This is a genomic window from Streptomyces sp. So13.3 (genome assembly GCF_005860785.2).
In the GTDB taxonomy this organism is placed as follows: Bacteria; Actinomycetota; Actinomycetes; order Streptomycetales; family Streptomycetaceae; genus Actinacidiphila; species Actinacidiphila fildesensis.
On the sequence record NZ_CP048835.1, the window covers coordinates 1,908,396 to 1,932,779 of the forward strand.

Genomic DNA, 24,384 nt, shown 5'->3' on the forward strand with positions numbered 1-24,384 from the left:
GGCTCTCACCTCCGGGCTGTGGGTTCCGGGGTACTGGTGGCAGGGACATCACCGACCACCGGAGCAGCAGTGCGACGTGCCGCTACGGCATTTCTGGACCGCTGCCTCTCGCCATACGCCCGCAGCGCTGCGCTCGCCAGGACGGTCACCGCGGCGGTCCCGTAGGACCAGGACTGCAGCCAACTGCCGTGCGCGCCCATGGCGTTGCCGATGTAGAGCACGGTGCCCGCGAGGGGGACGGCGAGCCATTCCCAGCGGCCGTCGAGCGCGACCAGCGCGATCACCAGCAGGGCGTACCAGTAGTAGGAGGGCGATGTCAGGAGCAGCGCGGTGCCGGTGACGAGCAGCGCGCCGCTCCACGGCCGTTCCGGGTCGCCGCGGCGCATGACGTAGAGGGCGGTCAGCGCGATCAGGACCACCGCGAGCGGGGCGGCGACGCCGTCCGGCAGGAACAGCCGCAGCAGCGCGAACCGCCGGACGCTGCCTGATTCGTACCCCTCCTCCTGCAGATAGCCGGGCAGATAGCCGAGGACGCCGAAGCCGGAGGTCAAGATGTACGGCAGATAGGCGAGCGCGATCACCAGCACGGCGGGCACCAGGACGCGCGCGGCGTCGCGGGGGCCCTTGCGGGCGAGGGCGCCCGGCAGCACGACCGCGGGCAGCAGCTTGACGGCGATGGCCGCACCGAGCAGCGCGCCGCGGCGCGGCAGGACGGACGTGCCGAGCGCGAGCACGGTCAGCAGCACGCCGAGCGTGTCGACATGCGCGTCGTTGACGGCCGCGAAGGACACCGCCGGACACCAGGCCCACAGCGCCGCGCGCCGTGGATCGCCGCGCCGCCGCAGGACGAGGAGCAGGGCGGCGCTGGTCCCGACGGCCAGCAGCGCGCCCGAGATCTGGGTCGGCTTGTGGCGGGCGCCGTCGGGCGACAGCGCGTGAACGGCGAGGAACCACCCCTCCGCCACCGGCGGGTAGATGGTGTTCACACCAGGCCGGTTCATCAGCGTGCAGAAGCCGCCGCCGAGCGGGTGGAGATCCGGGGGAATGCACACTTGGCCGGGCGGGAAGAGCCAGCGGTCGCGCAGCCCGGCCAGCTCCGGCGCGGCGGGCGGATAGGCGTACGGGGAGATGCCCGCGGCCTGCACCCGGCCGTCCCAGGCGTACCGGTACATGTCGCTGCTGGTGCGCGGCGGCCCGCTCAGCGCCGCCAGCGACAGCGCGGCGCTGCCGGCGAGCACCAGGACCACGGCGGCGCGCACGGGCACCTTGCGTACCGCCCATACGGCTCCGGCGAACAGCACCCAGGCCGCCGCGTACCAGTACAGCAGGCGTCGCGGGTCCGCCTCGGAACCTCCTGAGCGAATGGTGACGGCGACGACGGCGGTCAGCACGGCGACGAGGACTGAGGTGCATACAGTGCGGACTCCCACACCGCCCACCGTGGCAGGCGGAAGCACCCGGCGGGCTCCCGCCGGGCCCCGCGTCCGCGATCCGTAAGGAGTGCCCAGTTTCATCGGTTTTGTCCGGTGTTCTTGTGTGCGGGATGCGGAACGTCAGCCCGCCACAGCTCCACGAAGTGGCGGCCGTCCACGGACCACTCCTCGACCGGCGTCCAGCCGGTGCTGTCGGCGGCCGACCGCAGGGCGGCCGCACCCAGCCGGGCCCACGGGAAGTCCCGGCCGTGCCGGCCCCGGCCGTCCTGCACCCGTACGGTGAAGCGCTCGTCGACGTCGTAGGCCGCCGCCTCGACGAGCAACCGGCCACCGGGGGCGACCAGTTCGCCGACCCGGGCCAGCAGGGCGCGGGGGTCGCCGCCGATGCCGACATTGCCGTCGATCAGCAGCGCCGTGCCCCAGCGGCCTTCCGCGGGCAGCCGGTCGAAGACCGAACGGCACAGCACCGCCCCGCCGCTGTCCCGGGTGCGGGCCACGGCCGCCGGGCTGACATCGACCCCGAGGGCCGGCACCCCGGTGGCCGCGATCGCCGCCACCAGACGGCCGGGACCACAGCCGATGTCGAGCACCGGGCCGCGCCGGCACCGGTACAGCAGCGCGATGTCGGCGGCGTCCGGCGCCGCGCACCAGCGCTCCACGTCCAGCGGCAGCAGCCAGCCGTCGGCCCTGCGCAGGAACAGCGGCCCCCGCCCGGAGCGGATCGCGTGCGCGTACGGATCGTCGATCCAGGGAGCGGGGGCGGGCACTTCGGGCCGCTGCGCGATCGTCGCGGTCGCTCCGTCCACCGCCGTCATCGGGCCTCCGTCCGGCCGGCGACGGCGAGGCCCGGGGCCGTCAGCGCGCCTTCCGGGCTGAGCTCGGCTGCCCGCAGTGCGGCGGCGAAGCGCGAGCCGGGTGCGGCGGCGTCGGACGCGGTGTCCACATCGCGCAGTACTGGCAGGTCACGGACCCGCAGCCCGGCGTCGGTGAGACGGCGGCGCTGGATCTCGCCCGTGCGGTCCGTCGACATCGGCACTCCGGGGAACAACAGGGGATCCGGCTCGGCGAGGCCGAGCGCCCAGAAGCCGCCGTCCGCCGCGGGACCGAACCACGCGTCGCAGCCGAGCCAGCCGTCCGGCCGCAGCGCCGGCTCCAGCACGGCCGGGGTGAGCTGCGGGGTGTCCATGCCGACCAGCAGGGTCGGCCCCGTACAGCCGGCGAACGCCGCCGCGAGCCGTTCGGCCAGGCCACCGGCCCCCTGCGGAACGACGTCGAAGCCCGGCGGCAGCCACGGGCCGGGCGCGCCGTCCAGCACCAGCACCCGCCGCCGGGCCGGGGCGCGCAGCACCGCGTCCAGGGTGTCGGCGAGCGCCGCCTCGGCCAGTGCCGCGGCCTGCCGCGGCGAGTACGGCGGCGTGAGGCGGGTCTTGACCCGCCCCGGCACCGGCTCCTTCGCGATCACCAGCAGCGTCGTCACGCCGGGAGCGCCCGTCATCGTGCGGCCTGAGCGACCGCGGCGGTCCGCTCGTCCCTGGGCGCGCCGATCGGGGGCTGCCGCAGCACGGCGCTCATGTCGCGGACCGCGTGCCAGGTCCCGCGCCAGGTGCCGGTCACCTTGGAGCGGCCGGTCCTGGGCGCGTACGGGACGTCGGTCTCGGCGATCCGCCAGCCGGCGTCGGCGGCGCGGACCAGCATTTCGAGCGGGTAGCCGGACCGGCGGTCGGCCAGCTCCAGGCCCAGCAGCGCGGTCCGCCGGGCGGCCCGCATCGGGCCGAGGTCGTGCAGCCGCAGGCCCGTGCGGCGGCGGATCAGCCGGGCCAGTTCGAGGTTGGCGAGCCGGGCGTGCGGCGGCCAGGCGCCACGGGCGGTCGGCCTGCGGCGGCCGAGCACCAGGTCGAGATCACCCCGCAGCACCGGGTCCGCGACGGACGGCAGCAGGGCGGGGTCGAGCGAGGCGTCGCAGTCGCAGAAGCAGACGATGTCGGCGGTCGCGGCGAGCAGTCCGGCGTGGCAGGCGGCGCCGAAGCCCCGGACCGGCTCGCGGACCACCGTCGCGCCGAGGGAGGCGGCCAGGTCGGCGGAGCCGTCGGTCGAGCCGTTGTCGACGACGATCGCCCGCCAGCCGGACGGAATGCGCTCCAGCACCCAGGGCAGGGCACCGGCCTCGTCCAGGCACGGCAGTACGACGTCGACAGGCGGTGTCGGTGGGTTGGTCACGCTCCTCACCCTACGAATCCGAGGCCGACATTCCGGCCATTCGATCCTTACGAAACACGGACGTCAACTGTCACATCCGGTGTGGTCAACTGAACCACCAGAGTCCCGGAACCCGGCCGTCACCACGCTCCCTCTCATACCTACCGGAGTTGCCTCGTGCCCAGTGCAGCTGGAGCCGGACAAATGTCTCAGGTGTCGCTCTCAGGCTCCTTCTGTTCTGGTGAGGCCTTGTGGCCAGGTTTCGCGGATGGAGAGGAATCTGACGATTCACCTGCTCCCTTGGTCTGCGTACGTGGCTCGGTACGCGGGGTGCGGTGGCGCCGCATCGAGGTGATCAGGCAGAGGGCCGAGGCGGCGAAGAGGGCGGCGGTGATGAGCAGCCAGCGGCCGAGGAACACGTCGGCGGGGAGGCCCGTGGCCAGCTGGTAACCGGGGACCTTGCTGAGGATCAAGGGGTACCAGGTGATCAGCAGGAGCAGAGCGACGAAGGTCGGCACGCGAAGGTAATTGATCCACGTCGTCCGGGGCCGGTCGTGTCTCCCGGCACCGCCGCGGGAGCCGACGAGGGCTTGGGTTGCGCGGTCGGTGAGGGTGTAGAGCGGGAGCAGCACCAGGTCGTGGATGAGGGCCGCGCCCACGAACCAGATCGCGATGCGGAGCGTGTCGCCTTTGAGGAGCCGGGTCCCGGCGTACGCGGTAAGGGCGAAGGAGCACAGGACGAGCAGCAGGTGCAGGGGGGAAGCGCCGTACCGGGCGCGGAGGCTTTTCACAGGGTGCCTCCGAAGGTGAGGCGGGTGACCCATTTGGTGTTGTGCACGCCGGGGTTGGCGGGGACGATGATCCGGGCGGGGTAGCCGTGGTCCGGGGTGAGGTCTGCTCCGTTGACCCGCAGTGCCAGCAGCGAGCGGGAGTCGCGGACCTGGTTGTCTCGCAGCACCGTTGACCGGAAGGCGCCGCCGCGCTGTACGGATTCCACCGCGACGTCCGGCGGGCTGGTGTGCAGGCCGACGAGGGCTGCCAGGTCGGCAAGCCGCACGCCGGACCAGTCCTGGTTGTCGGTGGACCACCCCTCCACGCATGCGATCGGCAGCGAGGCTCCGTGCTGCGGCAACGCCAGGACCTGGGCCCGGGTGAGGACGATCTGACGGGTGCCGGCGCGCACGGTCAGTCGCCACTCCGGCCCGATGTCACGGGCCCGGATGCCGACATCGGCCGCCGTCTTGTTGATCTGGAACCCTCCAGGGCCCGAGCCGGGGTTGGGGCCGCCGTGTGGGGCGAGCAGTGCGGTGCGGCGCCAGGGTCCGCCGATGCTCTGCCCGGCCGTGACGACGAGCAGGGTCGCGGATCCCAGGCCCACCATGCCCAGCGCGCCGCGTCGCGACATCGTCGGCGGGGCCGGCCGCGGTGAGACCAGACCTGTCTCGTCCGCGGGTTCGGACTCGGTCCGCTCCAGCGGGGTGCGCAACTCGGTGCGCATCCGGCGGCTGCGCAGGGCGCGGACCATGGTCGGAATGCGGAAGGCGAGGTGGACGACGAACGCGCCGATGAACACCCACGCCCCGTAGAAGTGCAGGGTGTAGAAGGAGCCGGGGAAGATGTAGTGCAGCTGGATGTTGAGAATGCCCGTGATGAACTCGAACAGCGCGCCGCCCACCAGGAGCAGCAGCGACAATCGCTCCAGCGCATGACTGACCGAGCGCACCGGCGGCCAGGAGAACAGCTTCGGGATCACCGACCACAGCTTGGCCAGCAGGATCGGGATCAGCACCACCCCCAGCGTGACGTGCACACCTTGCAGGAGGCGGTAGAGCCAGTACGGGTGCGTCGGCCAGGAGAACAGGTAGAACCCCAGAATGCCCTTGTCCGGGGTCTGGTCATTGACCGGAGACAGGTCCGGGTTGTACGCGGCGTAGGACAGCAGCCCGGTCACGAAGAGCACCGAGATACCCACGAGCAGGATCAGCCCGAACACCGACGTCAGCCACGGACCGCGCAACGGGCTGCGCCAGAACCCCGGCCGGGCAGGACCCGGCGGCGGGCCGGCCGCAAGCAGCGCCCGCAAACGGCCAGGCTGCTCGGGCGTCGGCTCCGGGGCGTCGGCGGGAGTAGGGGCGGAGGCTTCGCCATCGTACCGACTCACAGGCTCGGATGAGGTCGGTTCAGCAGCCGACTGCTCAGCAGCACCATCTCCAGAACTGCTGGGGCCGCCCCCCGAAGGCCGCGGAAGGGGAGGAAGGTTCGCATCCTGCTCATCGTCCATCTCTGCCCCTTCTCGGTCACTCAAAGTATCCAGATGACCGTATGCCGTAGCGGCCGTCCGCGAGCGTCAGCGACTCCTTGCGACATTCCGACATCACCCTGACGACCCGCCACGCGCGTGCAAGGCCACGTGATGGCGTCGATCGCCTTGTCCGCGGCGACTGGCTCTATCGACCGGCCATGGAGAGTCCGGGGTGAGTCGCGGTGCGGGGCTTCAGCTTGTGCTGTGTGCGCTCTGGCCGGCGTGGCGCAAAAGGCGGGCGAGGCCGTGGCGGGTGGCTGCAAGGACGACACGGTCCTCGGGGCGCAGAACGTAGCCCGAGGGAACTTCCCAGGCGAGTTCCGGCTCTCGCGCTGCGGGTCCGTTCTCCGGTGTGGCGGACAGGTCGGGGCGGCGTTCCGCCGGCTCGGCCAGGTCAAGCGCCAGGACGCGCCAGGCGCCGGGCTGGAAGGCTTCGGCGATGGTACGGCCCTCCAGTTCGAGCAGTCCCCGCACGTCGACAGCGGCGAAGAGCAGGACGTGCCGCTCGATCGGGATGGCGCCCAGAATCTGGCGGCCCATCATCGCTCCGGCGAAGGCCGGGGCGGCCAGGGTGGAGACGCTGCGGCTGCGGGTGGTGGCCTGGGGGTAGGACGCCCGCAAAGTCCGGGAGACGACGGTGGCGAACTCGTCATCGAACAGTCGCATCACCACCCGCAGTTCGGCCTTGCTCTCGCGCGCGTAGAGGGCCGCCTCCAGGTTGGTGCTGTCGCTGCTGGTCAAGGCCAGCAGGGCACGGCTGCGACCGATCTTCGCCGCCTCCAGTACACCTTCCTGCGTCGCGTCTCCGATGATCACCGGCACCCGAAGAGAGCGAGCGAGCACGACACCGCGGGCCTGCGGGTCCTGCTCGACGCACACCACATCGATGTCCAGGGCGTGCAGCCGGTCCAGCACCCGGCTGCCGACCTTGCCGAGACCCAGCAGCACGATGTGCCCTGACAGTCCGCGCGGCGGCAGCCGCAGCGCGGTCGCGTTACGGAACGCGCCCAACGCCTCGACGACGATCGCGAAGAGCACCGGCAGCAGTGCCATCCCTGACAAGCCGGACAGCAACTGCAGCACCTGCCGCCCGGTCGGCTCACCGAGCGCCGGATCGCCCAGACTCAGCAGGTCGAGCATCGACAAGTACGCTGCCCGCAAAGGCGCCCCACCGCTCACCTGCCACGTCAGGACAGCGAAAAGCCCCTGCAAAATGGCCAGCCCAGCGACGGTCCAACGCAGCCGCCTCGAGAACAGCTCCCGCATCGGCAGCCCGCGCGGCAGCCGCCTGCGGGGCACCGCGGGCCCGGGCCGTCGCGTGATCGCCTCCAGTACCACCCGGCTGCGACCGCCGTCCGCGGCATTCACCGCCGCGTCGTCAGGCAACAGTTGCGGATCAGAGCCGGGGTCGTCACGGCTGAGGTCGGTGACCGGGTCCGGCAGCAGGGCCAGGGTGCACAAGTGCGGGCGACTTCCCTCGCTGCCCACCGGGCGCTCGGCGGCGCGCAACAGCAGGCCATCAGCCTGGACGACCTTACTGCTGCCGACGACCGCCGCGGCGACCAGGGCCGGTGCGGCGGTGTCGGCATCGGACAGCACCGTGATGGACGCGTCAATGTCGGACCGCCTCGGCTGAGGGGACCGGGCCGCGGAAGCCCGCTCCAACATCTCGCCGAGATGCCGGCCGAGCTTGCGGTTGAACATGCGGATCACCAGGCGCACGTCCGGGTTGAGGCGCCGGGCCCGCAAAGCGGCGTGAATATTGGTCTGGTCGTCCCCGTACGTCAGCGCCACTGCCACCGCCCGATCCACACCTGCCGCGCGCAGCGTGGCCTCGTCCGGGTCGAGTGCCTCCAGGACGGTCACCGACACACCGGGAAGCAGGCCGAGTTCGGCGATCCGCGGAGCATGGTTGCGCTCCAGGGATGACACGAGGGCGGTGACGTGCGTTCCGTAAACGCCGCTGAGCTCGTGAACGAGCCGGTACGCGAGCGCGTCGTCGCCGCACACCACCATGTGGCCGACGTGATTTGCGGGAGGGAGCTGGTTCGGGAGGTTCAGCACCTCCGTACAGTGCCGCAAGGCGGTGTCCTGCGGCCACCCCGTCCGGGTACGGATCATGCGCTGGGGTCCGACTGGATCTCCTCAATCGACCAGTCCAGCAACCGGGCCCGATCACGGCGGCCTGCAGGGTGTAGCGATGCATCGGCTCGGCGGGGTCGGAGCCGGTGAGTTGGCGGATGCGGTCAAGTCGGTAAGTCAGGGCACGAACGCTCAAGCCGAGGTGCCGCGCGGCCTCGGCCGAGACACAGCCCGCTTCGAAGTACACGGTCAGTGTCTCCAGGAATGGCCGGCTCCGCCACGTGGTTGCAGGAACGGCCCCAGGGTGCTCTGCACGAGATCTGCCATTGCCTGCCGGTCACCGGTCAGAACCGGGAAGCAGCAGGTCCGCCGGGCGAAGCCGCCTACGGCTGCTGATCGAAATGGGCCAGGACATCCGCCTGATCGCCCGGGGCGATGCAGACCGGCCGGCCCTCCTTCGTGGTGAGTAGAACCCCGCTATCGCCGAACCGGCTGATCAGCGCGCCCGCCACCCGACGGGTGATGGGGTCCGTGTCGTCGTTCACGGCGGGACCCTCGGCGACCGGACGGCATGTGCCGATTCGAGCTCGTCACGGGCCAGCCGACGGCCCGTCAGGCACACCTCGGCCAAGATACTGGCCTACCCCTCGAGACAATGCTCCGATATCTCCCACTGCGCCACACGCTCTCCTGGATCTCGACGGGCTGGTGCGGACGTTGGACGTGAGAAGGCATCGGGTGTCCAAAAGGCCGCTGTAGAGACGCCGACATCAGATGCCTGTCAGCCGCAGCAGAGAACGGATGGGGAGTTCGAACCGCAGTCGGGTGGGGATCGCCCGCCCGAAGAGGTCGAACTCGCCCGGCCCGGACAGGCTCAGGTCAGGTGAGGCCGCGCCCACCTGCACGGTCTCGCCGACCGGGAAGACGGTCCACAGGGGTGTGACGCGCACTGACAACCAAACGGACAGGCCAGGGACCCCGAGCCCGCCGCAATCGGCCGGATCCTGGACGAGCGACGGAATGATGACCAGGGCCGATGCTTGGGCAGCCCTGGCACAGAAGCGTTAACGAAGTATCAAGTGGCTCGTCACGAACCATAATTGAAGGGTGGGGCCAGGTGGGTCCCGCAGGGGTCGGGAGCGGGGAGGCAGCGTCCGGTGAGCAGCGTGAACAAGGGGCTCCGAAAGATCGATGTGAGACTCAAGTGGGACCCCAGCCCCTTCGGGGAACCGCCCCGGCATCTCGACATCATCGCTGCGACCTACTCCCTGGACGACCTTCACGGGCGGCCGGTATATGTCGTTCACTACGACAGCAGATCACCGGACGGCACCATCAACATGACCCGGCACAGCCAGACCGGACAGGGTTTCGGCTTCGTCGAGGTCATGGTGCTGGAACTCGACCGGCTGTCATCCTCCTACGGGCGTGTCGTGGTGGGGGTGGTCATCCATCAGGACGGCGGGCGTCGCACCTTCAGTGCCATCGAGAACGCCGCCGTAGTGGTCGTTGAGGGATACACCGAACTGCTGGCGACCGACTTCACGCTGGTTGCGAGCTCCACCGCCACCACGGTCGCGGAGTTCAGCAGGTTGAGTTCCGGCGAGTGGGAGTTCCACGAGATGACCCGCGGATTCGACAGCGACCCGTTGGCCTTCACTCAGGAGATGGGCGGTGCCGAACAGTCCGGGCCGGATGGCGCTCCGGGGACGAGTTCGGCGGGGGCTGCCTGACCGTGCGCGTGAACCCTGAGCGCCCACATCGCCCAGCTGACCCGGCTCGGCAGTAGCAGCACCGGGATCCCGCCGAGTTACCAAGCGGCCCTCACCCTGCTTCTCTCATCGGGCCGGGCGATGACCGGATGCCGGGCTGCCACCAGGCTGCATCGGTGCTGCGCCCGGTCTTCAGGGACATCAGCCGTTTCGGATGCCTCGACACGGCGAGAGGGGCTTCATCGCCTATGACTTGGCTGCGGATCGGCATCACCGTGTTCTCGTGCATCCTGTTCCTGGCCGCACCGGCTGTGCCCGGAGGCCGGACACTGTCCTGCCTACGAGGCCGGTGCACACCACCTACCCGCACGACGGGAGTTCCATCTGCTCCATACTGTCTGCTCAGCGCGATCGCGCGTGGTCTGCCACAGCACTCTCCTACCGCGTGCTGTTGCCTTTGCGTCTACTACTCGTGAGCTGGCCCATCAACGCGACGATAAATCCGGCAACAAGCATCACCGCGCCGGTCAGGGTTCCCCACGCCCGGGTTTCGGGATCGCGGCTCGGCATGCCGAAGACAAGCTGCCAGCACAGAGCGAAGGCCACTATGAGCTGGCCCCAGCCGTAGAGACGAGGGTTGCGGATGTGGCGCCGATTCCTGGGCAGCACCCAGCCACGGGTGACCGCCGCGAAGCCCGCGGCGGCGATGAGCGACGCTATGAGGAGAAGGGGCAGAGCAAGGTAGGGGTTCATGATCTCTCTCCCGCGCGCCGGACCCACGCCGGACGCCAGCGAGATCATGACACGGCTGTGACGCGCCTCCAGACGCTGCCCCCGCGCCGATCGGCGAACGGCGTCAGATGGGATCGCCGCTGTAGGACAGTCCCGTTCGGTCGAGGCCGAGTTCGTGGAGCGCGGCGCGCAACGATGGGTCGGCGCGGTGGACGATGAGGGTAGTGCGGTGGGAGCGGGCGGCGGCCATCAGGGGGAAGAACAGCGAGGCTGCTGCCGTGCCCAGGCGGGGGACCTGCACGAAGTCGAGGTGTGCCTCGGTGGGTGAAGCCTGCAGGAGCGCCGCCAGCAGTTGTCCGATCGGTGCGGCGTTGGCGTGGTTGATCTCTCCGTGCAGGCTCACGACGAGGCGTTCGCGGTCATTGCGGTGGACATGGACGATACGGCGCAGGGCGCGGGCTGCGCGCCACGCTTTCCATCCTCGTTCCGGCATGGTGATCTCCTTGTGGCTGCGCCGGTCCGGATGGCTCTGTCGGGTCACGGCAGGGCGCGAGCGGACCGGGGTCCTACGGTGGAGGCGATGGTGGTGAGGGTCAGTGCCGCGTGCGTCATGGCTATGCCGATGCCGGTGCAGAGCAGGAGGGTGTCCGTGTGGGCGTGAACGAGGCGCGCCACGGTGGTGACCGCCGCGGCCCCGTAATACCGCAGCGCGCACACGCCGAGCATCCGGCGCCGAGTGCAGAACGGTGCCAGCCGGGGCAGCGGGGTGCCGGTGGTCAGCAGGACGCCGACCGGCAGCAGAACGGCGCTGCAGATCGCCAGGATCGTCCAGAGGAGAGTGGCGTTCAATGGGGCCTGCCTGGGGTGGATGGTGCGGAGGGGCTGCGGGCTGGGTACCTCGGTTGCCGTCGCTTGGCTGATCTTTCAGGCGAGGGCGAAGTAGCGGAGCCATATGTAGAGGCCGGAGACGGCGATGGTGACGGCCGCGACGGGGGCGCCGTAGCGGGTGAAGGTCCAGAAGCTGATCGGGGTGCGGTTGCGTTCCGCGATGCCCAGGACCACGACGTTGGCGGAGGCGCCGATCGCGGTGGCGTTACCGCCCAGGTCGGCGCCTACGGCCAGGGCCCACCACAGGACGTGCCCGTGGGTGTCGCCCACGGTGTGGACCAGGTCGGCGGTGATGGGGGCCATCGTCGCGACGTACGGGATGTTGTCCACGATGCCCGACAGCACGGCGGAGGCGCCGAGCAGCAGCATGGTGGCGCCCAGGGCGTTGCCGCCGGTGGCGTCGGCCAGGGCGGACGAGACTTCCTTGATGACGCCCGTCTCGATCAGGGCGCCGACCATGATGAACAGGCCGGCGAAGAACGCCAGGGTGGGCCACTCCACATCGGCCAGCACGTCGTTGGTCTTGACGGGGCTGATGGCGACCAGCAGGCCGGCGCCGAGCAGTGCCACGACGCTCGGCTCGTAGTGCAGGACCGGGTGCAGCACGAACGCGGCCACCACCAGGCCGAGCACCGCCAGCCCCTGAACGAGGAGCCTGCGGTCGCGAATCGCCTCGCGTTCGCTCAACGCCATCACCTCGGCCGCGAGCTTCTCGTCGTAGACGAACGCCCGGCGGAACATGAACCGGCACATGACCACCAGAACAGCGGTCAGGATCACGGCCAGCGGGGCGAGATGGACGAGGAAGTCGTTGAAGTTCAGGCCGGCGCGGCTGGCGATGATGATGTTCGGCGGGTCGCCGACCAGGGTGGCGATGCCGCCGATGTTGGAGGCCAGTACCTCGGCGATCAGGAACGGGGCGACGGGCAGATTGAGTCGCTCGCACACCAGCAACGTGACGGGGGCGACCAGCAGCACGGTGGTGACGTTGTCCAGCAGCGCGGACGCCACCGCCGTGATCACCACCAGCATGACCATGACGCGGAACGGCTTGGCGCGGGCGCGCTTGACCGCCCAGATCGCCAGGAACTCGAACAGTCCCGTGCGGCGCAGCACGCCCACGATCATCATCATGCCCAGCAGCAGGAAGATGACGTTCCAGTCGATACCGGAACTGGTCGAGAAGAAGGCGGCATCCGCGTCGGTGGCGCGCAGCGCGAGCATGAGGGCCGCGCCGCCCAGGGCGGCGGCCACCCGGTGGACCCATTCGGTGATGATCAGGACGTAGGCGCCGGCGAATACCGCCAGAGCCGCCCAGGCGTGCCAGTTGCTCATGCGGTGTCCAGCAGTCGTTCCAGGAGCCGGGAGGCGGTGATGACGCCCAGTAGATGGTCCGTGCCGTGTCGGCGGTCGGTGGAGTGTTCGACCACGGCGATCAGGGGGCTGCGGGACGTCGCCATCAGCGCCGCGACCTCCACCGCCGTGTCATCGGCGTCAGCGACAGGAGGTGCTCCGGCGTCTTTCGGCAGCACCTCCCCCACCGTGCGGCCGGTCAGTGCCTGGCACAGCCGGTCGGCGTGGGCCTCGTCGATCACCGCGGCCAGCGCCGGGTCCTCCAATACATAGTTCGGCACCAGCAGGCGTACCAGTTGGGAGGCGGGCAGGATCGCGCCGGGCATCCCGTGCGCGTCCAGCACCAGGACGGCCGGCAGGCGTTCCTCGGCCAACAGCCGGGCGGCGGTCAGGGCGTCGTCGCCGACTCCGATGCTCGGGTACGGTTCGGCCAGATCACGTGCGCGCACGTCGGGGCTCCTTGCTGTGGGGGTCGGCGTCGTTCTTCGGGGCGGTTTCCGGGTCCGCGGCCGGTGCGGGGACCGGTGGTTGCGGATCGCGGCCTTCCACAACGCCGGCGGTGTCGTCGTCCTCGTCGTCGGGGATACCGAGCAGGTCGTCGACGTGGAAGAGGCGGGCGATGGGGACGTCGCTGCTGGAGTGCACGGCGATGGAGACCGCGATGCACACCGCGATCAGCGTGTACGCCTGTTCGCCCTGTGGGATGCCCGCCTGCAGCACCAGCAGCCCGTAGACCACCGAGGCGAAGCCCTTGGGTCCGAACCAGGCCGCCACCCACCTCTCCCGGCTGTCGATCCGTGTGCCGAGCAGGGAGATCAGCAAGGATGCCGGGCGGATGAGCGCGATCGCCAGCACCACCACCACGTATCCACCGACCGACAGGCTCCCGAACAGGGCGGGGGTCAGTAGCGCGCCGAAGACCAGCAGGGCGGCGAACTTGCTCAGTTCCGCCAGTGCTTCGCCCAACGGCTCGAAGGCGTGGGCGGTCTGCGGGGCGGAGGAGGCCAGCACCGCACCGGCGGCGAAGGCCGCCAGGTAGGGGTTGGCGCCCGTCAGGTGGCAGGTCGCGTACAGGACGATGCCGACCGCGAGCGGCCCCAACGGCTGCAGGCGCGGTTCCGCGCCCAGTCCCGGCAGCCGCACCACGGCGGTCATCAGCAGCGGCACCACCACGCCCAGCGCAAGACCGCCGGCCAGCTCCAGGCCCACGACCCCCAGCGAGCCGTTCCCCTCGGCGTGCAGCGGGCCGGCGGCGGTGATCAGGACCAGTACCACTGGCAGCGCCAGACCGTCGTTGAGTCCCGACTCGACGTTCAACAACTGCCGTAGCCGGGCCGGTACCTCCTTGCGGCCCACGATCGCCGAGGCGAACACCGGATCCGTCGGGGACAGCACCGCACCCACCAGCAACGACGTGGTCCAGTCCAGTCCCACCAGATAGTGCGTCAGCACCGCCACACCCGCGAACGCCAACGGCATCCCGATGCCCAGTGCGCGGGCGGGGTTGCGCCACGCGGCGCGCAGGCTGGGGAAGGAGACGTGCATGCCGTCGGTGAACAACACCGTGAACAGCGCCAGGTCCGCGGTCGCGGTCACCAGGGGGCTGTCCGGGGCGATGTGCACCAGGCCCAGAGCGCCGTCACCCACAGCGGCACCGGCGAGCAGGAACAGCAGGGATGTGGAGAGGACGGAGCGGGCGGCGAGACCGGACACCAACACCGCTATGAGCAGGGCGACACCGAACACCGCGACGAGTACCACAAGAAGCTCCCTGGATCGGCAGAAGGATCGCCAAAGCGATCGCCGACCAGACTTCCCGGCACACCGTCACCGAACTTACACGACCCTTACGGTCTCTTGGCGCATTCCTGACGGTGTTCCCACGCGACCGCGCCCAAGGAGCCGCCGGATACCAAGTCCTGCGGGCCCGGGAAACGGCCGGGCCCGCGGCGCGGTCACGCCGGGGAGGGCGGACCCAGGGCGCGCAGGGCGCTCTGGTGGGTGAGCCATCCCACCAGCTGGGTGTGGTCCTGGTCCAGGACCGGCAGGCCGGTGCCCGGGGCGGCCACCAGCACGTGCAGGGCGGTGGCCAGGGACATGTCGACCGTGACGGGGCCGGGGAACTCGGCCAGTTCGCCCGCTGTGGACGGGACACCGGGTTCACCGCCCGTTCCTTCGGCCAGGGCTTCGGCGACGGTGCGAGCGGTGAGCGTGCCCAGGTACCGGCCGTCACTGTCCATGACGGGCAGTACACCGTGGTCCGACATGCTCAGCCGGTATGCGGCCTCGGTGAGTCCGGTGGCCGCGGGCATTGGATCCGGCAGGTCCTCCAGGACCGTGGCGACCGTCTGACTGCCCAGGCGCGCACCCGCGGCGGGCGCGTGCAGATCGATGCCCCGGCGCCGCAGTTTGAGGGTGTAGACGGTGTCGCGGGACAACAGACGGCTGACGAGCGTGGCGGCGACGATGGCCAGCATCAGCGGCAGGATGATCGTGTACTGGCCGGTCAGCTCGAAGAGGATGACCACGGCGGTGATCGGTGCCCGGGAGGCGCCGGCGAAGACCGCACCCATGCCGACCAACGCGTACGCGCCGACCGCGCCGGCCGTGCCCGGTACCAGGCCGTGGACGGCTGTGCCGTAGGCCGCGCCGAGCATCGCGCCGATGAACAGGCTCGGGGCGAACACGCCGCCGGAACCGCCGATGCCGATCGTCAGACTGGTCGCCAGGATCTTGCCCGCGAGCAGGAGCAGCAGGAACCCGGCGACGTACTGCCCCTGGGCCGCGTTCTGCAGAACGGGGTAACCGACTCCGTACATCTCGGGCAGTACCAGCAGCAGAACGCCCAGCAGGATGCCGCCGGCGGCGGGGCGCAGCCACTCGGGGCCGCGCCAGGCCCAGTCGCAAGCGTCCTCGATGAGGTAGAGGATGCGGGTGAAGCCGACGCCGACCGCGCCGGCAGTGATGCCGAGCAGCGCGAACAGCGGGTATTGGGCGACGTGGTCGATGTGGAAGGCGGGCAGCGTCAGGAACGCGGTGTCGCCGAACGCGGCACGCCCGATGACGCTGGCGGCGACACTGGCGATGACGACGGCGCCGAACGATTCGACGGCGAAGTCGCCCAGGATCAGTTCCATGGCGAAGAACACCCCGGCCAGTGGGGCGTTGAAGGTGGCGGCGATGCCGCCGGCGGCGCCGCACGCCACCAGCAGGCGCATGCGCCCCTCGCCGACCTTGACGAAGCGTCCCAGAGTGGAGCCGAGCGCGGAGCCGATCTGCACGATCGGGCCCTCACGGCCCACCGAGCCGCCGGAGCCGATGCACAGCGCCGAGGCCAGCGCCTTGACCACGGAGACGTTGGGGTTGATGCGGCCGCCGCGCTGCGCGACGGCCAGCATCACCTCGGGCACCCCATGGCCGCGCGCCTCCTTCGCGAAGCGGTCGACCAGCGGCCCGTAGAGCAGGCCGCCGATCACCGGAGTCAGCAGGACGAAGTACACGCCCAGCCACGGGACGTGTGGGTTGGCGGCATGGCCGGCGCCCGCGTAGTCGGCGTGTCCGGAGAACAGCCGGGTGAAGGTCTGGATCAGCCAGCGGAAGGCGATCGAGCCGAGCCCGGCTCCGGTGCCGATCAGCAGGGCCAGGACCGTCAGGCCCCAGGGAGCTTCACGCATCCCGGTCACGACCGCGGGCGGCCGCGACCGCAGTGGCACCGCGCTGACGGCCGTGGGGGCTGGGTCCCGAATGCGGGAACTGCTCATGGTCTGTCTCCTCGAAAAGCTACCTTTGCATTATGCAAAGATAGTCAAGAGGATGGCTCCCTGTCACACGCGGGGTAGAAAGGGGGCATGAACCAGAGCGCGCAGCCCCTGCCGGGCACGGATGACGTCGATGCGGTGACCCGTGCGGTACTGACCGCCTCACGCGTGCTGGTCGCCGTCTCCGCGCGCTCGCTGGCCGCCATGGAGGACGCGGTCACCTTGCCGCAGTTCAGGCTCCTGGTGGTGCTGTCCACGCAGGGCGCCACCAAACTCGTGGTCCTTGCCGAGCAGTTGGGCGTCAACCCCTCGACCGCGATGCGCATGATCGACCGCCTGATCGCCGCAGGGCTCGCCTCCCGTCAGGTCAATCCCGGAAACCGGCGGGAGAACCTCCTGGAGCTCACCGCGGCCGGTCGCCGCATCGTCGACGAGGCCACCGCCCGCCGCCGCGACGAGATCGCCGCGATCGTCGCCCGCGTCACCCCCGACCAGCGACAGGCTCTCGTCGACGCCCTGACCGCCTTCGCCGAGGCGGGAGGCGAGCCTGCCGCCCCCACGGGAGCCGACCTGTACCCGCTGGGCTGGCCAGAACCCGCCACCTCCTGATTCGCGTGGGACCCGCGGAACCTTTCCCGCAATTGTTTGCATTGTGCAAAGATGGGGTTTCGTCAGCGCTCACCTCAGCGAAGGAACGGTCGCATGCGGCAGATTCCCGCTGCCTGGTTCGTCCTGCACCTGATGTGTGCTCTGTGCGGAGCGCAGGCTGCCCAACGTGAACTCGCTCCGCCCCGCCAGTCCCCCGTGCGCTGGTTGCGCTGGAACCGCGCATCCCAGGACCTCTACGCCGCGGGCCGCGACCCGTCCATGTGGTGGCTGATCGTCGCAAGCGAACGCTACGACAACGGTCCGGGCGAGAACGTCACCGCCGAGCGTGCCAAACAGTTCAGCGATGCCTTCCACCATCCCCGCACCTACCAACGCGTGCACCGAGCGGACCTCTACAGCGACGCCGGATTCTGTGCCGGCTGCGACGCACCGTACTGCGAGCACCACTGGACCCGCGCACCCGGCGAAAGAGCCAGTTGCCCGCACGGCCACCAGCGGTGAACCCACGCGCCACCAGAAGAGGAGCCCGCCCGTGATCCGGAACATCACAGCCGTCCCGCCGCCCACCGGCTGGCGCCGCCGGCTCGCACGCGCCCCGATCCACCTCTACCGCTGGCACCTGGGACGTTTGATGGGCCACCGCGTCCTCCTGCTCACCCACACCGGTCGCACCAGCGGCCAGCCCCGCCTGGTCGTCCTTGAGGTCACCGGTCGCAATGCGACCACCGGCGCCTACCATCTCGCCTCCGGCTTCGGCCCCACATCACAGTGGTACCAAAACGTTCTGCACTCCCCCCACGTCACCATCCAGGTCGGTGGAACGCGCATGCCCGCCATCGCCCGCCCCATGACCCCGGAGGAATCCGGGCACACTATGGCTGCCTACGCCCCGCTGCACCCACGCACCGCTCGCCGCCTGATGGGCTGGTGCGGCATCGATACTGACGGCACCGCCGACGACTACTACCAGATCGGCCACGATCACATCCCCTTCGTCGAAATCACGCCAACCCCGGGAGCGCCTGGAGACGACCCGCAGAGAGCATGAATCCGGGGCCGGACGGGGACCGGGCATCATGGCTCCGCCTCGAAAACGAGCCTGAGGGCAGGGCCACGGAGCACCGCGTGTACGGGAAACGCCGACCTGACATCCCGCTTCGGTCAGCGGTGTTCGGGGTTCTCGAAGTCGAAGCGGCAGCCCGCGTCCCACTCGGAGCGCTGGTTTCCGTGTGCGGGGATGCCGCCCGCGTCCTTGAGCATCCGCGCCAGGTGCAGGAGGTTCCACGTCATGAACGTGGTGTTGCGGTTGGTGAACTCGTTGTCCGGGCCGCCCGAGCCCTCGTCCAGGTAGGACGGGCCGGGCCCGGCCTCGCCGATCCACCCGGCGTCGGCCTGCGGCGGGATGGTGTAACCCAGGTGCTGCAGGCTGTAGAGCACGTTCATCGCACAGTGCTTGACGCCGTCCTCGTTGCCGGTGATCAGACAGCCGCCCACCCGGCCGTAGTACGCGTACTGTCCCGCCTCGTTCAGCAGCGACGAGCAGGCGTACAGCCGCTCAATGACCTGCTTCATCACCGAGGAGTTGTCCCCCAGCCAGATCGGCCCGGCCAGCACGAGGATGTCCGCGGCCATCACCTGGCTGTACAGGACCGGCCAGTCGTCGCTCTCCCAGCCGTGTTCGGTCATGTCGGGCCAGACACCGGTGGCGATGTCGTGGTCGACAGCGCGGACGACGTCGACCGCGACACCCTGCCGCTCCAAGATGCCGCGGCTGACGTCGATCAGACCCTCGGTGTTGCTGCGCTCGGGAGAACGCTTGAGCGTGCAGTTGATGACCAGGGCGCGCAGATCGGAGTAGGACGGCGCAGTGTCCGGCATGCGGGTGCCTTCCGCTCTCGGATGGGCAGAGTTCTGAACCACTCCACCAGGCAAAGCCCTCTGACGCCAGGCGCGGATAGGCCGGACGCGTGAGAGAACCCGTATCCGAGGGCGCACCACCTGCGGCTTATCGGGCCGCCTTCGTCCGCTCGTAGTGGCGGGCCGCGCGGGCCCTGGTCCCGCATCCGGCTGAACACCACTCGCGACGGGGGTGGTCCTTGACGAAATACAGGACACACCCGGGCGCCTGGCACGCCCGCAGGTCGCCGATCCGGTCACCGCCGAAGAAGTCCACTGCTCGCTGAGCGATCTCAGCCAGCGCGGCCACGACGGACGTCGTCGCGCTGCGGGCACGAACGGACGGGCCATCGGCCCACGAGAGTTCCCGCCATCGAGCAGCCGCACGGACCTGCCCGTTGATCACCTCCACGGCTTGGCGCGGGGGTGTCCCGCCACGGACCGCCGCCTCCGCGAGAACACGGATCGCGTCGCGCAGGGCCCGCGTGGCGCGCAGCTCTTCGGAGCCGGTGGCCAGCAGGTCCGCGTCCGCGCACTGCTCCGCGAACCGTGCCCGGTTGTCACGGAACCACGCCGCGACGTGCTCGACGGTCTGCAGCCCGTCGACCAGGCGTCCCCTGACCGCATAGGTGGCATTGGCCAGCTCAATGGGGAGCGGCTCCCCCAGCGCGGGCGCACCGCCTCCCTCCAAGTCCTCAACCTTCATAACCTCACGGTAACACTGGCTTGCATCCGTGAGAAATGTATGACTACTGTTCTCACGGTTGATCGAACTATCAACCGTGAGAATTAGTGTCGTTCCACTGGAGGAAACCATGTCCCGACTCCCGATCATCGAGCCCGCCCACGCCCAGGGCGCAGCCGCCGACCTGCTGGCCACAGTCCAGAAGACGCTCGGCGTCACGCCGAACATGACCAAGGCCATGGCCAACAGCCCCGCCGTCCTCAAGGGCTACCTGGAGTTCTCGGGCGCCCTCGCCACCGGCGAACTCCCCGCAACGGTCCGCGAGAGCATCGCGCTGGCCGTGGCGCAGGAGAACACCTGCGACTACTGCCTCTCCGCGCACACCTACATCGCCACCAACCTCGCGGGGCTCACCACGGAGCAGGCGGAATCAGCACGCAGGGCACAGTCCGCCGACCTCACGTGCGACGCCGCCCTCAAGCTCGCCACCTCCCTCGTGCGAACCCGCGGGGACGTGACCGACACCGACCTCAAGACCGCCCGCGAAGCCGGTCTCAATGACGCCGAGATCGCCGAGGTCGTCGCGCACGTGGCCCTCAACATCCTCACCAACTACTTCAACAAGGCAGCCGCTGTCGACATCGACTGGCCGCAGGTCAGCCACCTCTCCTGACCTACGTCGCCTCTCGCGGATGCGAGAAGAGCAGCAAGGGCGGGAGCCCCACCCTTGCTTCGCCCCCATCGCACGGATCATCGGACGGCCCATCGAAGCGGTGGGCATGACCGGTTCGCGGACCCCGGCGGTCCGGAAGGGTCCGAGATCGGCTACGTGGCCGGCTCCGGACCGGACGCCGAGGCGGGGCGGGCGGTGGCGTGATCACCGGCAGGTGATCGACGCCATCGCGTGGAAGTTCCAGACCGGGTCGCAGTGGGTGCACCTGCCCGCCGAGTACGGGTCGTGGAAGGACGTCTACACCCGGCTGCGAAAGTGGGCGATCAACGGTAACTGGGAGCGGGTGTTCACTGCCCTGCTCACCCAGGCCGATGCCGAGGGCGAGTTGGATTGGGCTGTCGCAGTGGACTCCACGATCGTGCGTGCCCACCAGCATGCGGCCGGGGCCCGTAAAAAGGGTCACCGGCCGACGAGCCCGCCGACCATGCCATCGGGCGCTCCCGCGGTGGGCTGACCACCAAGGTTCACTTGTCGGCGGATGGGCGTTGTCGGCCCCTGTGCTTCGTCCTCACGCTGGCCAGGCCGGGTGGCGCGCCCGCATTCGAGCACGTCCCGTTAGCGAGCACCACCTCGGGGCGGTTCTTGACGCCGGCCGCGTCGAGCTCCCGCTCCCCTGCGGTGACCATCGGGTCCTGGGCGAAGTCGAGGCCGCCGGAGGCGATCTCGGCGGCGACGATGATCCAGCCCTCGGTGGTCACCGTCCGGTCGGTATCAGGTCGGACAACGAGCCTGATCGAGATCCACTGGAATAGAGAAGAGGGCTCTCGACCTCTTGGAGGCCCCAACCTTACCAACGCCGGCAATGGGCGCGGCGCGGGAGTGTCGGCCTGCCGCCCGCAGCCCGTGCAAATCAGCACGGTACGGGTTACCGGGGATGACGACAGTTGCTGCCAGGTGCCTCGCACTGGGCAAGCTCCACGGCTCCCACCACCACGAGACGACGTTGAATTATGGACTACCACCACATGGGGCAACGCCCGGGCCATTCCTACCGTGAGCAACACCAAAGTCACCCTCATCCCCGCCCGGAAGAGACCGATATGACCGCACCCACAGCCCCACCGCCAACTCTCCGCAACATGGCGAAAGTTGTAGCCGCGAGCCTCATAGGAACCACAATCGACTGGTACGACCACTCATCCGAAGAGAGCTAGGACCTGCGGGTTTCCATGATCCGGGCCGTCGCAGTCAGCACGGAACCAGCACCGGGATCTTGGCGGCCGAGGCGGTGCTGGCTGGACCGCACCGCGGCGTTTGCCGCCGAGTCCGATAGCAGGCGAGGAACGATCACGGAGCGTTCCGAACCGCCCCATCTTCAGCCTCTCCAACAGCGCGGACCCTGCGCCACCCGACGCCAGCGGGCGAAGGACCGAGGCGTCCCAGGATGAGCCTCGGTACCTCACTGCGAACGCTGCCTCATGGACTGCCTCGAACTCGAGCGGAAGGATCACCTCGGCCTCGAGGTTGAAGGTGGAGTCCATGACGGTTCGCAGGCGCTCCGGCGCATCGGGCATGACGTGTGCGTACGTCCGGTGCGTGGTGCGGGGGTCGCGATGGCCGAGCCACTCGGCCATGTCCGTCACCGAAACCCCCTTCGCGAGGCCGGCGGAGGCGAAGAAGTGCCGCAGCCAATGCGGAGTGATCTCCCGCACGATCCCCGCGGCGCGCCTGGCGGCGTGCCAGAGCCGACTGATGAGCGAGTACATCAAGATGTTGGTCCGCCCTCAGACTGGCGAACAGATAGTCCCCCACAAGCCGGTTCGGCCCGTCCTCGACACGGAACGTCCCATAGCAGCGGACATGCTCGCGGACCTTAGCCGCAATGCTCACCGGCACCGACACCAGTCGCCCCTCATCACGCTCCCGCCATTGGAGGTGGCGGATCCGGTGCGCCCTTCCCCGCCCCTTGGGCAGGACCCGTCGCCCACGCACCCCCGGCATGTGTTCCTCACCGTCCTGAATAATCTGGCGGTCGACGCACAGCGTGCCAGCCGCGAAGTCGAACTGCCCCAACGAGACCGCCCTCGCCTCACCGATCCGCAGCCCGCACCCGGCCATCAACCACACCAACAACCGGTACGGGCCGGGAAGATGTTCCGAGATGGCGACGATCTCACTCAGCGACGGCAGCCGGATCACCCTGCGACTCCGCGTCGGCCGTACCGCTTCCCCCACCGCACCTGCCGGCACGGGTCCTTGGCCAGGTAGTCGTTGGCGACGGCAAACCCGAAGACCCCGCACAGAATCCCATACGGGCTATAGGAGGTGCTCAAGGCATAGCCCCGCTCCTCCACCATCCACACCAGCCACGCCCGGACCTCCTTGGCCTTTGACCTGGCCCTGGCCCTGGCCGGGGGACGCTCGCGTGCATCCGCCGGACCGGGGGACGTGCGTGTGAGCCTTTTCCGCGCGCCCAGCATGCAGGACGGAAAAGTCGGACTACTGGCGTGAAGATGCTTGGCTCCGGTTACGTCGCGGGCGGCGAGTGAACAGCCAGTGCAGGAGCACCAGCACCACGACGAACCACGCCCCGGCGGAACTACGCTCCGACGATCGTTGCCCAACCTCCTCATTCTGCACCCCCGGGCGTGACAACCGGCCGGTACGCGTGGCTGCAATCTCGAACGGCAAAGCTGCCAGCAGGGAGCAGCCAATCCCGAGCCCGATTCCTGCCGTTGTCAACCGACTCTGCCAGAGAGCCTGCTCATCGACGTCGATCAAGCGGGCAGATGGCGCGATCGGGGTAGATGTTGACCACGACAGTGTTTCGGTACTTTCAAGTGCGGGTTGGCTCGACTCAACCTGGACGTTGTGCCCTAGATTGCCGACCGAAACCTGTGACGTGAACTGCACCGGCCGACTCCAGGAGCCAGGTATTCCGGTGATTCTGAATTCCCCCAGGTCATTACTGGACACCCCGGGTGGGCGGCCGATCAGCGGCCAACTCTGAGACTCACGTGGAGTTGCCCAAATCACTCTTGGGTGATGTCGGACCGGTGCGCGAAGATTGCCGGTCACTTCAACGGGTGTGCCTAGTGTCGCAAAGCCAGCGGTTCCCGATGGTGCACACGCTACGACCGAGGGGATGTCGATTGGAACCCATGCGGTATCACTTAATACGAGGCTATCTCCGGTCGCTGGGACGTCCAAGGTTCCTTTCAAGGACGTCGGCATGATGGGTTTTGTGGTCAGGTCGGAAGCCGCGAAAGTCGCGTTGGTGAGTCGCGCCGCACCACCCATGAGCAGAACCGCATGGAAAGGTGATGTCCCGCAGACGCTCACCAGATAGGTGACTGTTGGATGAGCACCTGGCGCGCCCGGCACCAGCGGGGTTGCCACGAAACGGACCTGATGTGTCTCAGACGTGGTCGGGACGAGCACCGTCACCCATCCGGGGAATGCTGGGGTCGATGGCAGTGCACCAGCCACGCTCGCCACGATGAAGTACCAGACGATGGCCGTAAGACCGACGCAGCCGACAAGGACCCGCGTAGTTGCGCGTATGGCCGTCGCCCCCTCTATGTCCCCGCTGGACTCCAAAGCTAGCGCGTGTGATGGAGTCACGCCGCCAGATCCCGCGTGCATGTTGCGGACCAGAGCGGAGGGTTCGCTGCGTGTAGTCCCACAAGGGTCGACGAAAGGGCTTCACCGAGACCGACTACGCTGGCCTGCTCGACGCCGCACACCAGCAGCTCGGCGACCCGATAGTCCTGGTCTGGGACAATCTGAACACGCACGTCAGCCGCGCCATGGGGCAGCTGGTCGACGCCCGATTATGGCTGACCGTCTACCGGTTGCCGCCGTACGCTCCCGAGTTCAACCCGGTCGAGGGTGTGTGGTCGCACCCGAAACGGTCGCTTGCCAACCTGACCAAACACAGCCTCGACCAGCTCACGGCGCTGGTGAAGACCCGACTCAAACGGATGCAGTACCGACCTGGCCTCATCGACGGCCTCATCGCCAAGACCGGCCTCGACTTCCAACCGCCGTAACCTCAGCCATAGA

24 protein-coding genes and 3 pseudogenes are annotated in these 24,384 nt (G+C 69.3%); 7 read left to right on the top strand and 20 right to left on the bottom strand.

The window, feature by feature from the left end:
- Positions 1-5 precede the first annotated feature (5 nt).
- From C8250_RS08715 to C8250_RS08755, 9 genes and pseudogenes are all read right to left on the bottom strand, one after another.
- On the bottom strand, positions 6-1,430 hold the full coding sequence (locus C8250_RS08715) for a glycosyltransferase family 87 protein (protein WP_244809034.1): 1,425 nt from the start codon (positions 1,428-1,430) through the stop codon (positions 6-8).
- An 80-nt stretch (positions 1,431-1,510) separates the two neighbouring features.
- Complete coding sequence (locus tag C8250_RS08720) at positions 1,511-2,248, bottom strand: methyltransferase domain-containing protein (protein ID WP_138354004.1); 738 nt, start codon at positions 2,246-2,248, stop codon at positions 1,511-1,513.
- Positions 2,245-2,928: a DUF2064 domain-containing protein gene (locus C8250_RS08725; protein ID WP_138354005.1), complete on the bottom strand. Its 684-nt coding sequence runs from the start codon at positions 2,926-2,928 to the stop codon at positions 2,245-2,247. The genes C8250_RS08720 and C8250_RS08725 overlap by 4 nt, the downstream gene beginning before the upstream one ends.
- Positions 2,925-3,659, bottom strand: coding sequence for a glycosyltransferase family 2 protein (locus C8250_RS08730; RefSeq protein ID WP_138354006.1), 735 nt, complete (start codon positions 3,657-3,659; stop codon positions 2,925-2,927). Before C8250_RS08730 ends, C8250_RS08725 begins: the two co-directional genes overlap by 4 nt.
- Before the next feature lie 179 nt (positions 3,660-3,838).
- Complete coding sequence (locus C8250_RS08735) at positions 3,839-4,420, bottom strand: hypothetical protein (RefSeq protein WP_346268726.1); 582 nt, start codon at positions 4,418-4,420, stop codon at positions 3,839-3,841.
- Positions 4,417-5,712, bottom strand: coding sequence for a molybdopterin-dependent oxidoreductase (locus C8250_RS08740; RefSeq protein ID WP_164299131.1), 1,296 nt, complete (start codon positions 5,710-5,712; stop codon positions 4,417-4,419). The genes C8250_RS08735 and C8250_RS08740 overlap by 4 nt, the downstream gene beginning before the upstream one ends.
- A 411-nt stretch (positions 5,713-6,123) precedes the next feature.
- On the bottom strand, positions 6,124-7,947 hold the full coding sequence (locus C8250_RS08745; protein ID WP_138354033.1) for an NAD-binding protein: 1,824 nt from the start codon (positions 7,945-7,947) through the stop codon (positions 6,124-6,126).
- Between the two features lie 101 nt (positions 7,948-8,048).
- Positions 8,049-8,590, bottom strand: a pseudogene (locus C8250_RS08750) (helix-turn-helix domain-containing protein); the annotation flags it as partial.
- 193 nt (positions 8,591-8,783) lie between these two features.
- Positions 8,784-8,963, bottom strand: a complete 180-nt coding sequence (locus C8250_RS08755; RefSeq protein ID WP_138354008.1) for a hypothetical protein — start codon at positions 8,961-8,963, stop codon at positions 8,784-8,786.
- A 207-nt stretch (positions 8,964-9,170) separates the two neighbouring features.
- Between C8250_RS08755 and C8250_RS08760 the strand changes: the two genes are divergently transcribed.
- On the top strand, positions 9,171-9,746 hold the full coding sequence (locus C8250_RS08760) for a TerD family protein (RefSeq protein WP_138354009.1): 576 nt from the start codon (positions 9,171-9,173) through the stop codon (positions 9,744-9,746).
- 417 nt (positions 9,747-10,163) lie between these two features.
- Here the strand turns inward: C8250_RS08760 and C8250_RS08765 are convergent, their stop codons facing one another.
- From C8250_RS08765 to C8250_RS08795, 7 genes are all read right to left on the bottom strand, one after another.
- Entirely contained in the window at positions 10,164-10,526 is a 363-nt protein-coding gene (locus tag C8250_RS08765) for a hypothetical protein (protein WP_239070170.1), read from the bottom strand.
- A gap of 55 nt (positions 10,527-10,581) precedes the next feature.
- Complete coding sequence (locus C8250_RS08770; RefSeq protein ID WP_164299127.1) at positions 10,582-10,950, bottom strand: STAS domain-containing protein; 369 nt, start codon at positions 10,948-10,950, stop codon at positions 10,582-10,584.
- 44 nt (positions 10,951-10,994) lie between these two features.
- Complete coding sequence (locus C8250_RS08775) at positions 10,995-11,306, bottom strand: hypothetical protein (protein ID WP_164299125.1); 312 nt, start codon at positions 11,304-11,306, stop codon at positions 10,995-10,997.
- A 75-nt stretch (positions 11,307-11,381) separates the two neighbouring features.
- Positions 11,382-12,680: an ArsB/NhaD family transporter gene (locus C8250_RS08780; protein ID WP_138354011.1), complete on the bottom strand. Its 1,299-nt coding sequence runs from the start codon at positions 12,678-12,680 to the stop codon at positions 11,382-11,384.
- Entirely contained in the window at positions 12,677-13,147 is a 471-nt protein-coding gene (locus C8250_RS08785) for a CBS domain-containing protein (protein ID WP_138354012.1), read from the bottom strand. The genes C8250_RS08780 and C8250_RS08785 overlap by 4 nt, the downstream gene beginning before the upstream one ends.
- Positions 13,134-14,459, bottom strand: a complete 1,326-nt coding sequence (locus tag C8250_RS08790; protein ID WP_138354013.1) for a cation:proton antiporter — start codon at positions 14,457-14,459, stop codon at positions 13,134-13,136. The genes C8250_RS08785 and C8250_RS08790 overlap by 14 nt, the downstream gene beginning before the upstream one ends.
- Before the next feature lie 194 nt (positions 14,460-14,653).
- A complete protein-coding gene (locus tag C8250_RS08795; protein ID WP_138354035.1) occupies positions 14,654-16,372 on the bottom strand; it encodes a chloride channel protein in 1,719 nt (572 codons plus the stop codon).
- A gap of 174 nt (positions 16,373-16,546) precedes the next feature.
- Here C8250_RS08795 and C8250_RS08800 point away from each other — a divergent pair, with 174 nt between their 5' ends.
- From C8250_RS08800 to C8250_RS08810, 3 genes are all read left to right on the top strand, one after another.
- Entirely contained in the window at positions 16,547-17,065 is a 519-nt protein-coding gene (locus C8250_RS08800; protein WP_138354014.1) for a MarR family transcriptional regulator, read from the top strand.
- Positions 17,066-17,158: 93 nt separating this feature from the next.
- Entirely contained in the window at positions 17,159-17,566 is a 408-nt protein-coding gene (locus tag C8250_RS08805; RefSeq protein ID WP_138354015.1) for a hypothetical protein, read from the top strand.
- 31 nt (positions 17,567-17,597) lie between these two features.
- On the top strand, positions 17,598-18,113 hold the full coding sequence (locus tag C8250_RS08810; RefSeq protein ID WP_244809038.1) for a nitroreductase family deazaflavin-dependent oxidoreductase: 516 nt from the start codon (positions 17,598-17,600) through the stop codon (positions 18,111-18,113).
- 113 nt (positions 18,114-18,226) lie between these two features.
- Here the strand turns inward: C8250_RS08810 and C8250_RS08815 are convergent, their stop codons facing one another.
- Positions 18,227-18,943 (bottom strand): flavodoxin family protein, encoded by a 717-nt coding sequence (locus C8250_RS08815; RefSeq protein ID WP_138354016.1) that lies wholly within the window; start codon positions 18,941-18,943, stop codon positions 18,227-18,229.
- A 127-nt stretch (positions 18,944-19,070) separates the two neighbouring features.
- Entirely contained in the window at positions 19,071-19,667 is a 597-nt protein-coding gene (locus C8250_RS08820) for an ABATE domain-containing protein (RefSeq protein ID WP_138354017.1), read from the bottom strand.
- A 109-nt stretch (positions 19,668-19,776) separates the two neighbouring features.
- Between C8250_RS08820 and C8250_RS08825 the strand changes: the two genes are divergently transcribed.
- Positions 19,777-20,319 (top strand): carboxymuconolactone decarboxylase family protein, encoded by a 543-nt coding sequence (locus C8250_RS08825; protein ID WP_138354018.1) that lies wholly within the window; start codon positions 19,777-19,779, stop codon positions 20,317-20,319.
- Positions 20,320-20,497: 178 nt separating this feature from the next.
- A pseudogene (locus C8250_RS08830) lies at positions 20,498-20,925 on the top strand (IS5 family transposase); the annotation flags it as partial.
- On the opposite strand, the gene C8250_RS08835 reads toward C8250_RS08830, so the two are convergent.
- Together C8250_RS08835 and C8250_RS08840 are read right to left on the bottom strand one after the other, a co-directional pair.
- The gene (locus C8250_RS08835) at positions 20,844-21,077 is read right to left on the bottom strand and encodes a hypothetical protein (RefSeq protein ID WP_138354020.1); all 234 of its coding nucleotides are present in this window, start codon (positions 21,075-21,077) and stop codon (positions 20,844-20,846) included. The pseudogene C8250_RS08830 and the gene C8250_RS08835 overlap by 82 nt on opposite strands.
- A gap of 438 nt (positions 21,078-21,515) precedes the next feature.
- Positions 21,516-22,085: a tyrosine-type recombinase/integrase gene (locus tag C8250_RS08840; protein WP_138354021.1), complete on the bottom strand. Its 570-nt coding sequence runs from the start codon at positions 22,083-22,085 to the stop codon at positions 21,516-21,518.
- A gap of 1,848 nt (positions 22,086-23,933) precedes the next feature.
- On the opposite strand from C8250_RS08840, the pseudogene C8250_RS08845 reads away from it, so the two are divergent.
- Positions 23,934-24,371 (top strand): annotated as a pseudogene (locus C8250_RS08845) (transposase).
- Positions 24,372-24,384: the final 13 nt, after the last annotated feature.